The 12,632-nt window shown below is 47.9% G+C and carries 12 protein-coding genes; 6 read left to right on the top strand and 6 right to left on the bottom strand.

Features of this window, described 5'->3' with window-relative positions; translation table 11 throughout:
- Nucleotides 1-85 precede the first annotated feature (85 nt).
- From ABIE50_RS02750 to ABIE50_RS02760, 3 genes are all read left to right on the top strand, one after another.
- Nucleotides 86-676 (top strand): adenylate kinase, encoded by a 591-nt coding sequence (locus ABIE50_RS02750; protein WP_209856212.1) that lies wholly within the window; start codon nucleotides 86-88, stop codon nucleotides 674-676.
- Nucleotides 677-838: 162 nt separating this feature from the next.
- Nucleotides 839-1,864: a GTPase ObgE gene (gene obgE, locus ABIE50_RS02755; RefSeq protein ID WP_142684615.1), complete on the top strand. Its 1,026-nt coding sequence runs from the start codon at nucleotides 839-841 to the stop codon at nucleotides 1,862-1,864.
- Between the two features lie 63 nt (nucleotides 1,865-1,927).
- Entirely contained in the window at nucleotides 1,928-2,461 is a 534-nt protein-coding gene (locus tag ABIE50_RS02760; protein WP_209856209.1) for a hypothetical protein, read from the top strand.
- A 265-nt stretch (nucleotides 2,462-2,726) separates the two neighbouring features.
- Here the strand turns inward: ABIE50_RS02760 and ABIE50_RS02765 are convergent, their stop codons facing one another.
- The 4 genes from ABIE50_RS02765 to ABIE50_RS02780 form a co-directional block, all read right to left on the bottom strand.
- Complete coding sequence (locus tag ABIE50_RS02765; RefSeq protein ID WP_209856207.1) at nucleotides 2,727-3,275, bottom strand: GNAT family N-acetyltransferase; 549 nt, start codon at nucleotides 3,273-3,275, stop codon at nucleotides 2,727-2,729.
- Nucleotides 3,262-3,627 carry a DUF7674 family protein gene (locus ABIE50_RS02770; RefSeq protein ID WP_209856204.1) on the bottom strand — a complete coding sequence of 122 codons (366 nt, stop codon included), beginning with the start codon at nucleotides 3,625-3,627 and terminating at the stop codon, nucleotides 3,262-3,264. The genes ABIE50_RS02765 and ABIE50_RS02770 overlap by 14 nt, the downstream gene beginning before the upstream one ends.
- Nucleotides 3,628-3,916: 289 nt before the next feature.
- Nucleotides 3,917-5,125 (bottom strand): PepSY-associated TM helix domain-containing protein, encoded by a 1,209-nt coding sequence (locus tag ABIE50_RS02775; protein WP_209856201.1) that lies wholly within the window; start codon nucleotides 5,123-5,125, stop codon nucleotides 3,917-3,919.
- Between the two features lie 162 nt (nucleotides 5,126-5,287).
- Nucleotides 5,288-5,590, bottom strand: coding sequence for a YbaB/EbfC family nucleoid-associated protein (locus ABIE50_RS02780; RefSeq protein ID WP_142684610.1), 303 nt, complete (start codon nucleotides 5,588-5,590; stop codon nucleotides 5,288-5,290).
- A 112-nt stretch (nucleotides 5,591-5,702) separates the two neighbouring features.
- Here ABIE50_RS02780 and ABIE50_RS02785 point away from each other — a divergent pair, with 112 nt between their 5' ends.
- The 3 genes from ABIE50_RS02785 to ABIE50_RS02795 are packed head-to-tail and all read left to right on the top strand — an operon-like array spanning nucleotide 5,703 to nucleotide 10,682.
- Nucleotides 5,703-6,938 carry an NAD(P)/FAD-dependent oxidoreductase gene (locus tag ABIE50_RS02785; protein ID WP_354027852.1) on the top strand — a complete coding sequence of 412 codons (1,236 nt, stop codon included), beginning with the start codon at nucleotides 5,703-5,705 and terminating at the stop codon, nucleotides 6,936-6,938.
- A gap of 15 nt (nucleotides 6,939-6,953) precedes the next feature.
- A complete protein-coding gene (locus ABIE50_RS02790; protein WP_354027853.1) occupies nucleotides 6,954-8,060 on the top strand; it encodes a DUF2891 domain-containing protein in 1,107 nt (368 codons plus the stop codon).
- A 60-nt stretch (nucleotides 8,061-8,120) separates the two neighbouring features.
- Nucleotides 8,121-10,682 (top strand): DUF3857 domain-containing protein, encoded by a 2,562-nt coding sequence (locus ABIE50_RS02795; protein WP_209856196.1) that lies wholly within the window; start codon nucleotides 8,121-8,123, stop codon nucleotides 10,680-10,682.
- On the opposite strand, the gene ABIE50_RS02800 is transcribed toward ABIE50_RS02795, so the two are convergent.
- Nucleotides 10,679-11,872 (bottom strand): transporter, encoded by a 1,194-nt coding sequence (locus tag ABIE50_RS02800; protein ID WP_209856193.1) that lies wholly within the window; start codon nucleotides 11,870-11,872, stop codon nucleotides 10,679-10,681. The genes ABIE50_RS02795 and ABIE50_RS02800 overlap by 4 nt on opposite strands.
- Before the next feature lie 9 nt (nucleotides 11,873-11,881).
- A complete protein-coding gene (locus tag ABIE50_RS02805; protein WP_209856190.1) occupies nucleotides 11,882-12,532 on the bottom strand; it encodes an ATP-binding cassette domain-containing protein in 651 nt (216 codons plus the stop codon).
- Between the last annotated feature and the right edge of the window lie 100 nt (nucleotides 12,533-12,632).

Below are 12,632 nucleotides of genomic sequence, written 5' to 3' on the forward strand. Positions count from 1 at the left end.
TTAATCAATCGTAATTTTAATTACCAATACATTCATCTGTTTCTTATATTTGCAACCTTGCGAGTAAAGTAGATTTTTATAAAACATGGTCAATCTCATTTTATTTGGCCCTCCCGGTAGCGGCAAGGGTACACAAAGTGCTAATATTATCCAGAAGTACGGGCTAATTCATCTTTCCACGGGCGATTTGCTTCGCAGCGAGATCGGAGATAAAACACCCCTGGGACTGGAAGCCAAGAAATTTATGGATCAGGGCCTGCTGGTACCGGATGAAGTGGTGATTGGCATGATCAGCTCCAAACTGGACGCCAATCCTGATGCCCGCGGCTTTATTTTCGACGGTTTTCCCCGTACTACGGCACAGGCTGAGGCACTGGACAAACTGCTGGCGCTGAAAAAAACATCTATCTCCACTGTACTTTCACTGGAAGTACCGGAAGACGCACTCATTAAACGCCTGCTGAACCGGGGCCTGACCTCCGGCCGCAGCGATGATGCCTCTGAAGATGTGGTGAAAGCCCGTATCGTTGAATATCATAATAAAACCGCCCCAGTGGCCGATCACTATGCCAAATTCGGCAAATTCAAAAAAGTGAAAGGCGATGGCACCGAGGAAGAAGTATTTGAACTGCTCTCCAAAGAACTGGATGAACTGGTGGGAGAAAAGGTACAGTAAGCGGGACCCGCTGTCATAAAGACTTTTACATCTTTTTATACAACGCAAAGATTGTAAGTAAAGAGCTTCCGGCACAGGATAGTGCTAATTAGCTCAAACTTCACGATCTTTGCGTTCTGTTTTTCCGGGGTAAGGCCCCCGGGATATTAAAAAATAAGACTAGTGGAAAAAGCGAACTTCGTAGATTATATCCGTGTATTTTGTAAATCCGGTAAAGGCGGCGCAGGCAGTATGCACTTTATGCGTACTAAATTTAATGCGCAGGCCGGCCCTGATGGCGGCGATGGCGGCAGAGGCGGACATGTTATTTTAAGAGGCAATTCACAGCTGTGGACCCTCCTTCACCTCCGCTGGCACAAAAACCTGTTGGCAGAAGACGGGGAAAATGGCAGTGGCGATAACTGTACCGGCCGTTTTGGTAAAGATATTATCATCGAAGTGCCACTGGGCACACAGGCTAAAGACGAAGAAACGGGCGAGATAGAAGCCGAAATCCTGCACGACGGACAGGAAATCATCTGGATCCCCGGCGGACAAGGCGGAAAAGGTAATGCCTATTTCAAATCTGCTACTAACCAAACCCCTGAATACGCACAACCCGGAATGCCCGGCAGGGAAGGCTGGAAAATTGTGGAATTAAAAGTTTTGGCAGATGTAGGTCTTGTTGGTTTCCCCAATGCCGGCAAATCTACCCTGTTGTCTACCATTACTGCAGCGAAACCTAAAGTGGCCGACTACGCTTTTACTACGCTCACCCCCCAACTCGGAATGGTGGAATACCGCGACAATAAATCGTTTTGCATCGCTGATCTCCCGGGCATCATCGAAGGCGCCCATGAAGGAAAAGGTTTAGGCCACCGTTTTTTACGACATATTGAAAGAAACGCCGTATTATTATTTCTTATTCCGGCTGATAGCGCAGATCACCGCAAGGATTTTGAAGTACTGGTGAACGAGCTGGAACAATATAATCCCGAATTACTGGACAAACAGTTCCTGCTGGCCATCAGTAAAAGCGATATGCTGGACGATGAGTTGAAAGCTGCCATAGCAGCAGAACTGCCGGAAGATGTGCCGCATGTATTTATTTCTTCTGTTACAAACCAGGGGCTCAGTGAATTAAAAGATATTTTGTGGGAAGCCCTTAACAGGAAAGTAGATACCACCGGCGCTGTAGACGCGGACTAACCGCTTTCCGGATTCACGGGTAACTGTTCCCCGTGCCAATTCGTTTAGAGTATCCCTTATGCCATGAAAATATTTTTACTCCCCGCAATTGCTTTGCTGTTGCTACCCGCCTGTCATCGGCCCGAAAAGCCCGTGAAGGAAAGGCCTGTACAGATAGACACCATGCAGCTTATTGCGGCGCCGGCGCCTACAGTTAAAGTAGCCTCCAATGAAGTATATATAGCGAGCCGCGACTCTACTACGTATATCCATTTCGGTGATTGCTATTTTTCCCTTGACTGGGTCATACCGGATACCCAACTCAATGATTTTGAGCTACGCCCGGATACCCTGTACTTCCGGCTGGCACATCCCCACACCATTGAAGGACAGATGCTGGCCTTTACCACCGGCGAAATAAACAAACTAAAAATATCACAGTGCTATGAAACCAGCGCCGTTGTTGAGCATGAGGCACTGGCCAACTGGAAGCATTACCGCTCCCCCTGGGAAATGATTCCCCCGAAGCCAGCAACTTCTTTATCTGCAAAAGATATTCTGCCGCCGAAAGGAGCCGGTTCCCCTCCACCACCTTACAGGCATTACAACAACATGTAAAACAATATGGATCTTCGGCCACTTATGCCCGGGTTGCCCAGCTGAATAATTTCCCTGCCCCTCCGGTATACATTGAAATCAGCCGCTACTACATACGACTGAATGGAGAATACAAAAAAACAGCCGGCAAAATCAATAAACTACTCATTATTGATGTAAACTTCAACGGGTAATTAACCAGATAAAAACGCTGAAAACCGGCAATGCAAAAGCATTACCGGTTTAAATTCATTGGCTGTATTTTCACCGTAGTCGTTCTCTTGCTTCAATTCCCTGAAGGCTGAAACAACATGGCAGTGCACAAACAATTCCCGTAATTTTTGCCTGCCAGGATAGGATAGTTTACGCAACTTTTACACCCCTCCCAAAAAAGAGGATCATGTGTGATCTCATTATAGGTAACAGGCTCAAAGCCCAACCGGGTATTGAGTTTCATCACCGGTAACCCCGTGGTGATACTGAATATTTTTGCCTGCGGATAAAGCAGCCGGCTCAGCTCAAAGATCTTTTGCTTGATGGTCTGCGCCACCTTCATTCCACGAAAGGCGGGGGCCACAATCAAACCACTGTTAGACACAAAACTGGCGTTCTCCCAGGATTGTATATAGGAAAACCCTGCCCATATTCCTTCTGCCGTGAAGGCTATAACGGCTTTCCCTTCGAGTATCTTTTCCTTTATTGTAGCGGGATTTCTTTTTGCAATCCCTGTGCCCCTGGCCTTTGCGGATGCTTCCATTTCCGCCACAATGGGCAGGGCAAAATCAACGTCCATCGCTGTTGCCAGCCGAACGACTATCTCCTCATCTGTTTCCATTACCGGTAAGTTGATGTTGTATATAAAGTGGATAAATTGAATCCGGGATCAATGAATACATCCGGATCCTGCTAACGGCATCTGCAAGAGGAACCCTGCAGAGCACCGGTAAAAAAATACGGGTAATCGCTTCTTTCACAACCGTATTACCCTTTTCATATAACCGGCCTGCCAGCTGCAGACATTTATCTGCCACCGGGAAATTCTGCGCCCTCAGCTGCTTATCGGTATATTCCGTTAAACAACCGATGGTGTCGTAAATATGATGTATAGCCGGAAACTGGTGCAACGTTTTTCTTAGTGCTGGTATCGTATCTTCAATACAGGCTGGCACTTCATACTGATTAATCATAGTTTATAATTTTACGCTGTTGTGTATTATCTCTGCCAGCGCAGCGATGATAATAACGCCGACAGCGATATAATACATGGCTCTGTGATCAGGTGCAGGTGGTTTTGGATAAGCGCGCATGGTAATATCATTTTGCAGGTATATGCCAAATGCTATTCCAGATTCTGTATAGGAATGTTAAAACTTAGTAGGGGTAAGGGTTTGCAAAGAAAATGTTAACGTCAGTAAAATTAAAATGAGATTAAAACCTTCCGTTTCTGAAGGGTATTTACAGAAACGGAAATCATGATCAGGCCACCTGCGCAGCCGCTCCTGCTTCGGGGACAGCAGGGGATGCTGTTTTCCTTTTCTTCTTCATGGTCCTGTTCAGCCACATAATAGTACCGGTAGTGGGAAATGTAGCGCCCAGCAATGCGAGTATCAAAGCAAATATTTTGGAAGGCGTACCAAAAATGGCCCCGGTATGCAATGGCTTTACAGTGCTGCGGATCTGCTGCCCCAGGTTCCTTTGCGCAAAAGTTTGTGAGGCCAGCACCTTGCCGCTAAATTGGTCCAGGTAATAGGTAGTAGTGGCCGCCTCATGTAAAGCGCCGGCTGGCAGCAGGCTTACTGTGAAAGCCGCTGAACTGTCTTTCGGTACGGTAAAGGAATAGAACAACGCATCCGGTACCGCATGCTTTACCACTGCCAGTGCCGTTTCATAAGAAATACTTTTACCAGTGATGTCCACTGCCGGGGCAGATAGCGGCGCAGCCGCCGGTTTGAGGGAAGCGCCCAGGGAACTATACAACGCCTTGCTAAACCACTCAAACGACCAGGTTAAACCGGTAAAAACAGATACAAAGAGAAAGATGGAAGTATAAAATCCCAGCACGATATGCAGGTCATTATTTACCCGTTTCCAGTTACCATCCCACTTCACTTTGATCCGCTGCCGGAAAATGTTGCGCGTTTTAGGCCACCAGAGAATAATGCCAGTAAGCAGTATGAAAAAAAATATAAGGGTGCTGATGCCGGTAATAAGCTTACCTGTAGCTCCTGCCAATAACCAGCGGTGAAGGGAAAATATCTTGTAGTAGAATGTTTGCGGGTAACTGTATAATTCAATTATTTCCCCGGTATAAGGGTTCACGAAAGCTGTACGCCCTTTTTCTTTTTTAGGGCCGGCGCCTTCTTTCCCGGTATCGCCTTTTCTGCGCTTTCCTGATGCGATCTCCTTTCTGCCCTCTTCCAACTGCACCTGTATGGTACGGGCAGGATCTGCAAATACCTGTACCCGGGCAATTCCTGCGCCGGGAACGGCCTGCTTCACCAATGCCGCCACTTCGTCGAGCTGCAAACGTGCCCCTCCGGGTTCCACAAAATAACGGCGGTGGTTAAACCCTTCCGTTAGCTCCTTCTCAAATACCAGTAAGGCACCAGTTAAACAGCTGATGGTAATTACCAGGCCGGCAGTGAGGCCCAGGTATAAGTGAATACGCCGGAAGAAAACTTTCATGTTGGAATTGATCGTACCTGCAAAGAAAATCCATGCACAGGGTACTATTACATCGGAAACGGAATATTATTTACCGGCGACAGAATTCATTCAGTTTTTATATAAACTGAAATTGCCATATATACCAATGGTACATATGGCAATCGCCTGTATTGAAATATATTACAACAATCCTCCCAGCATTCCGCCGGCGGCGTTCTTCATTTCTGCTTCAAAAGCGCTCTCTCCTTCTTTCAGCGCACGGTTCAGCGCTGTAAGCAGCAGGTCTTCCAGCTCTTCTTTATGCTCCGGTGCAAAAAGACGCTCTGCAATATCAATACTTTTCACCTGGCGGTTACCATCCACGGTTACTTTTACAGCGCCATCACCGGCCTCGCCGGATAAGGTTACCGTAGCCAGACGCTCTTTGCCTTCCTGCATTTTCTGCTTGATCTGTGTTAGCTTTCCAAATAAATCACCAAACATGTTTCGAGTGTTTTTAAGAACCGCAAATATAGCGGATTTTTAACGGAGCCAATCCCCGGTGCTAAATCCACACTATTCCGTATCTTACCGCCACGTAACAGTATCATCAATAATGGAAACAAAAGTTTGTATAATAGGCGCCGGGCCCGGCGGAGCCACAGCAGCACTGCAACTCGCCCAGCTTGGCATTGAATGTATCGTAGTAGATAAAGCCGTTTTCCCCAGGGATAAAGTTTGTGGAGACGGACTAAGCGGAAAAGTACTCACCCTCCTGGAACGTATCGACAAAGGCATCGGGCTACGCCTTCAGCAGGCTATATTTAAGGCCGACAGCTGGGGCGTTACCTTCGTGGCCCCCAACCGTATCGGGATGGATATCCCCTACCGCATGGGCTACCAGCAGGATATGAGCAACCCCCGCGGATTCGTTTGCAAACGCATCGACTTCGATAATTTCCTTGTAGATGAAATAAAGCGCCGTCCGGAAATCCGTTTATTCGAAGGCGTAAGTATCGATAAATACGACCTGCAGCCCGATGGATACCATCTTTCCAGTAAAGATGGCTCCTTCAAGGTGAAAGCCGACGTGGTGATAGTAGCCAACGGCGCGCACTCCGGCTTTACCCGCGATGTGGCCGGCATCAAAATGGAACCGAAACATTATGTAGCAGGTATCCGCGCATATTATAAAGGCATCACCGGCCTGCATAAAGACAACTTTATTGAGCTCCACTTCCTGAAAAATATGCTTCCGGGCTATATCTGGATATTTCCCCTCCCCAATGGAGAAGCCAACGTAGGCGTAGGAATGCTCAGCAACTCGGCCCGTAACAAAAAGGTAAACCTGAAACAGCTCATGCTGGATACCCTCGCCACCGATCCCGTAATGAAGGAACGCTTCAAAAACGCGGAGCTCATCGGCTCTATCGACGGTTATGGCTTACCCCTCGGCAGCAAAAAAAGAAAGCTGCATGGAGAGCGCTATATGCTGGTAGGCGACGCAGGCTTCCTGATAGACCCCTTCACCGGCGAAGGCATCGGCAACGCCCTTTACTCCGGCAGAATTGCCGCCCAACAAGCCGCAGCAGCTATCGCAGCCAACGATTATTCGGATACTTTCTTCAACGCATACGATGAAAACGTATACCGCATCCTCGGACCGGAACTACAGGTGAGCACTAAACTGCAAAAACTCATCAAATACCCCTGGCTGTTTAATATGCTGATGAAAATGGGCTCCCGCAATAAACAGCTGAAAGACCTCATGTCATGCATGTTCCACGAGGTAGACCTCCGGAAAAAACTGGGCAAGCCCATGTTCTATGTAAAATTGTTGTTTAACAGATAAAAGCATCATTACACCGTGAAATTTCCAGGCCAGTTATTCATCATCCTCTTTTTCTCATTCAATATGAGCGCACAGGTACCTTCTTCCAGCCAGGGACATACACCCGCAGCCTCCAGGTTAACGCCTGACATCGCCAATAAACTGGCAGAGCTGCCACTAAAATGCCTGGACCTGGAATTTCCCTATAAAACAGGGATCGTATTCTCCGACAGCTCATTGCTCACTGCGCCTAAAAATTATCACCCCGCCTTCTATGGCTGTTTCGACTGGCATAGCAGCGTACACGGCCACTGGATGCTGGTGCGGCTCCTGAAATCCTACCCGGACCTGGCTAAAGCTTCGGTGATCAGGTCAAAACTGGCAGCACATCTATCTGCCGAAAACATAAAAACAGAACAACAACTGTTCAACAGCGCCGAAAACAAAAGCTTCGAACGGATCTATGGCTGGAGCTGGCTCCTGCAGCTGCAAAACGAATTGCTCACCTGGAACGACCCGCTGGGAAAAACCATGAGCCAAAACCTGCAGCCGCTGGCCTCACAATTCTCCGCCGCATATATCCAGTTTCTCGATAAAATATTATACCCCATCCGGGTAGGAGAACATACCAACCTCGCCTTCGGGTTATGCCTGGCCTGGGACTATGCGGTAACCGCCAAAGACGAGCCCCTGAAAAAAGCCATACACGATGCTGCGATGCGCTTCTACGCTGCCGATAAAAATGCCCCGGTACAATGGGAACCCGGTGGTTACGACTTCCTCTCCCCATCCCTGGAAGAAGCAGACCTCATGCGCAGGATAATGCCGGAAGCAGACTACCGCAAATGGCTATACGCATTTTTACCCGGTCTTTTTGAAAAGAAGATAAGTATTCTCAAGGTGGCACAGGTAAAAGACAGGACCGATGGGAAACTTGTTCACCTCGACGGGCTAAACCTGAGCCGCACCTGGTGCCTCGAAGCCATTGCCGAACATGGTGGTAAAAACCAGCAGGCTATCCGCCAACTGGCCCATGCGCACATGGAAGCCGGGCTGAAACAGGTTTTTAGTGGCAGCTACGCCGGTGAGCACTGGCTGGCATCTTTTGCAGTTTATATGTTAACTATCGGAAAACAACCGTAAATTCATTACCAAAAGTTTTATTGCCCTATACCCGGTTGACAAAAACGGGTATCAACCAACATGACTATGCACGTTAACAGTTCCCGTGCACGGAAGTTAGTATTATCCCTGCTGCTGATACTAATCCAAACCATTGCACCCGCCCAAAAAGTAAACACCAGCCCCGCTCCCACGTGGCTAGTCCCTTTTACGCCCGATCTTACCAAAAAACCCAATGCCAAAAACATCAGCGACGGCTATTACCTTTTGCTACTGGAAGAACAAAGGCAAATGGAACTGAAAAGCACTTACCACCACTTCATCCGGCAAATTGTGTCGGAAGCTGGTATTCAGAACGGATCGGAAATTTCGGTAGATTATGATCCGCAATATGAAAAACTCAGTTTTCATAAAATAGTGATCCACCGCGATGGAAAAGAAATTAACCGCCTTCCCGGCGCGGCTTTCAAACTGCTTCAGAAAGAACAGGACCTTTCACGCTTCATTTACAGTGGCACCTACACTGCTTACCTGATCCTGGAAGATGTAAGGAAAGGCGACCAGATTGAATATGCCTATTCCATCAACGGCGATAACCCCATCTTCAGCGGAAAAGTGGACAGCCGCCTGTATTTCGTGGCCTACGAACCTATTGTGAACTACTACAAAAACCTCATCGTAAGCCCTCAAAGACAGCTGCAGTTTAAACGTTATAATAATGCCGCCGCACCAGTTCAGAGATCCTGGAATGGCCTTACCGTGTATGAATGGAATAAGGTAGATGTAAGGGAAACCGACAACACCAGCTTTGTGCCCTCATGGTATAACCCCTTCACCTATGTACAGGTAAGCGAATATCCTTCCTGGAAAGAAGTGGCGCAATGGGGCATGAAGGTGAACCAAACATCTCCGCCCGGCCCGCTGCTGGCCCGTAAGATCGCCGCCTTTAAAAAGCAGGCCAATGGCGATCAGGCCAGTTACCTGCTCCAGGCATTACGGTTTGTGCAGGACGATATCCGTTATATGGGCATTGAAATGGGAGAATATTCGCATCGTCCCAATAACCCGGATAAGGTACTGGCACAACGTTTCGGGGACTGTAAAGACAAAGCCCTTTTGCTTTGCACCATGCTCCGTGCCAACAATATCACGGCCAGTATGGCTTACGTAAATACTGATATGAGAGGAACCGTAACCGATATGCTTCCCTCTCCCAACGCCTTTAACCACGCCATTGTACATGCTGTGCTGAATAACAAGGTATATTGGCTGGACGGCACTATGTCGTACCAGCGGGGTGACCTGGCTGATATCTGCGAACCGGATTATCAGCAGGCACTGGTAGTTACTGATACCACCACACAGCTTACTCCCATCGCACCGGCTACCCGTGGCAAAATTATAGTCCGCGAGTCCTTCATCCTGCCAGATGATGAAAACAAAGATGGTAAGCTGGAAGTGGTAACCACCTATTACCGCGATGATGCAGACGCCCAGCGTGCGGAGCTGGCGGGCACCAGTATGAAGGATAAAGAAAAATCATACCTCGCCTACTATAAAAAGTTATATGGAGATGTAGCCATCAACGATTCTATCACTACCCGCGATAGCGCTGCCGGCAATACCGTTTTTGTAAATGAAAGCTACTTTATACACGATCTCTGGAAAAAGGATAGCAGCAGTGGCAAACTGGTATTCACTACCAACGCACAGCCCTTCTACGATATGCTTTCCTATATCTCGGACGATAAACGTAAAATACCGGTTAGTATCCGCTATCCTTACGACCTCGACTACCAGATCATCCTGCACACGCCGGTTAAGTGGTCGTTAGACCAAACCCCACTGCATCTGCAAAACGAGTACTATACCTTCGATTACACCGCCGAAACCAAAGGGCAGCAAGTCATCCTGTCTTATCATTTCAAAACCTTCAGCGATCATATCCCTGTAAAGTTTATTCCGCAGTATGTAAAGGATCTGAAGAAGATGAATGAAATAACTTCTATGGATCTTAGCTGGAATCCTGCATCTGCCATAATACGGCATCCGGAAGGGAAAGGGAACTGGCTCGCCATTGTACTGGCATTGCTGTTTGCCGGGGGATTTGCCTGCCTGGGGTTTGTTTTTTATAAATACTCGGTTACGCCCAACGGGGAAGTGCAGGAACCACAGCCCATAGGTGGCGGCCTGGTATTACTGGCCATCGGGTTACTGTTCACTCCTATGGGCGAAATAGCCGGTATCTGCAAAATGGCAGTATTCGATTACGCTTACTGGATCAGCATTTCCGACCGGCAGGACCTGGGAAATATTACACTGGTACAACTCTTCCTCATCCTCGAAATGATGATCAATGTATTTTTTCTTGCTTACAGCATCCTGCTGGCGGTACTGTTTTTCCACCGGCGTGATACCTTCCCTTTTGCGCTGGCCACTTTCTATTTCATGGTTACTGTTTTTATTTATGCAGATAATTCACTGAATTACCATTACTTCAAAGCGGAAAAGCCCCGCGATATCTTCAGTGTAAACTCTGTCCTCTGGCCGCTGTTGCGCATGGCCATCTGGGTTCCTTACCTGCTTATTTCACAAAGGGGAAAATCTACCTTTACTGTGCCTTACAGGTCCCCCCAGGGTTAAATATTGTTTACATACTTTCTCACTGTAAAGAGGTTTACAATATACACCAGGCCCAACACCAGTGCAATGCCTGCAAATACAGGAATGCCGGGCCAGGTGCTTACCTGCATTTCATGCCGGGCCAGCTCGCCTGCCGCCCAGTACTGCAGACCGGTTACCAGCAGCAACGACAGAATGCCGATCACAATATACAGGGGTACAAACTGCTTCAGCAGGTACCGTTGCAGCTGCTTCGGCGCCGTGCCCAATATCACCAGTAACTGGATTTCCCGCTTACAGGAAGCGATCACAAGTTGAATAAACATGCTGAAGACCAGCAGGGCAAAGAACAATAAGATAAGCCCGAAAAAACCTACTACCGATACAATCGTTTGTACAATGAGCCTGGTTTTGCTGAACTTCAGTTTATCCTGGTTGGTAGTATAGCCATTGTCTTCCAGGAACTTTACCAGCGCCGGGTTAGAGGGATCCGGCGTTTTTATGATCACGCGGGAGGTACCTGCAGCTGTGGTCATTCCATACTTCTTATTAGCCCAGGCCATAAAAGAAGCCGGCACAAGGAAAGAGGAGATGCGGTCCGAAAAGCCCACAATATGCCCCATATACTGATCCGATAACTGGTTATTGGAGATATTCACCTGCAGGGGTAATGCCTTCACCGTTTCCTGTGAAATCTGCGGCAGGTCCTGGCTCAGGGAAAACCCAAAATTGTAAAGGTTCAGGAAGTCGTTCGGCAAAATAATTGGAATGGTGCGGTCGCCCTCATTCCATTTCCAGTCCTGCGCCTTCACATCCAGGAAACTATCCGGTACCGCTTCAAAAAACATATCGGTGGCAAAATGCAGGTCACCGGGCGCCTGCACCACCACTTTATACTGGCTGGAAGTGACTAACCCGAACGATTGAACGAACGGTTGCTTTTTTATACTGGCAATTTCTTCAGGGGTAAAAATACTTTTGGACGACTGCCCCATCATAGCATTGGTGATGGTTTTATTGATCACGAGGAAGTCGGCGGTTTCATTTTGATTTTTGCTGCTGTACAACAGCTGGCTGAAGTTGGAGTGCGCCTGGATAGCAATGAGTATCAGCAGCATGGCTATGCCTAAACCCACTGCAGCCATCAGGAACCGGGTTTTTCCTACCCCGGTTTGAATAATTTTCTTCAGTAATTCAAAAAATGGACGCATGAAATAACATTAAAGATGATAATGCACATCGTAAGGGAAGTGCTGGTCATTATCCAGGTCTGTTAAAATAAACCCGGCATTGCGGGCTTTACATTCATCGGCAATCAATGCAACGGCACGTTGCGTGTTATCTTCATCCAGGTGGCTGAAGGGCTCATCCATCAGCAGCCAGCGGAAAGGTTGCATCAGCGCCCGGATGATGGCGATACGCTGTCTTTCACCATACGACAGGGTTTTGCCGCTTTGTTCCAGCACATGCGATACATTGAGCCGGGCAGCCATTTCATCTATCTTTTCAGCAGGGTAATAAGGCTTAGGCTCCATCACCCGTTTCAGGGAAATATTTTCCCGGGCGCTGAGCTGTTCAAAAAGGCGGAGATCCTGGAATACAATACTGATATCCCGTTGCCGCATAACGGCTATTTCATTTTTATTATATGCCTGCCAGGGTTGTCCGTTCACCTGCACTTTTCCCGTATAGTCGTAACGGATATGATAGAGGTAATGGATCAGGGTGGTTTTGCCGGTGCCAGACGGCGCCTTGATCTTCACGAAACTGCCTGGCTGGAAAGTTACCTCCTGGTTCCAGATGTCCGACGACCTTTGCCGGAGTTTATCCTGCAACGGTATGGGCATAAGCTGACTGAGCTGAATCTGCATAATGGCATTTGCTGTTAACAGTAGCGAATATAAATGATATATTTTACGCAAAAGAAAAGGGCGCAACGGATATATGCCGGCGCCCTTTTCCTGGTAAGGT

Source organism: Chitinophaga sp. OAE865 (assembly GCF_040546735.1).
GTDB classification, from domain to species: Bacteria; Bacteroidota; Bacteroidia; order Chitinophagales; family Chitinophagaceae; genus Chitinophaga; species Chitinophaga polysaccharea_A.

Excerpts from the sequence above, each read along its gene's own strand:
- ABIE50_RS02750 (WP_209856212.1), top strand. The coding sequence starts at position 86 with ATGGTCAATCTCATTTTATTTGGCCCTCCCGGTAGCGGCAAGGGTACA.
- ABIE50_RS02760 (WP_209856209.1), top strand. The coding sequence starts at position 1,928 with ATGAAAATATTTTTACTCCCCGCAATTGCTTTGCTGTTGCTACCCGCC.
- ABIE50_RS02765 (WP_209856207.1), bottom strand. The coding sequence starts at position 3,275 with ATGGAAACAGATGAGGAGATAGTCGTTCGGCTGGCAACAGCGATGGAC.
- ABIE50_RS02770 (WP_209856204.1), bottom strand. The coding sequence starts at position 3,627 with ATGATTAATCAGTATGAAGTGCCAGCCTGTATTGAAGATACGATACCA.
- ABIE50_RS02775 (WP_209856201.1), bottom strand. The coding sequence starts at position 5,125 with ATGAAAGTTTTCTTCCGGCGTATTCACTTATACCTGGGCCTCACTGCC.
- ABIE50_RS02780 (WP_142684610.1), bottom strand. The coding sequence starts at position 5,590 with ATGTTTGGTGATTTATTTGGAAAGCTAACACAGATCAAGCAGAAAATG.
- ABIE50_RS02785 (WP_354027852.1), top strand. The coding sequence starts at position 5,703 with ATGGAAACAAAAGTTTGTATAATAGGCGCCGGGCCCGGCGGAGCCACA.
- ABIE50_RS02795 (WP_209856196.1), top strand. The coding sequence starts at position 8,121 with ATGACTATGCACGTTAACAGTTCCCGTGCACGGAAGTTAGTATTATCC.
- ABIE50_RS02800 (WP_209856193.1), bottom strand. The coding sequence starts at position 11,872 with ATGCGTCCATTTTTTGAATTACTGAAGAAAATTATTCAAACCGGGGTA.
- ABIE50_RS02805 (WP_209856190.1), bottom strand. The coding sequence starts at position 12,532 with ATGCAGATTCAGCTCAGTCAGCTTATGCCCATACCGTTGCAGGATAAA.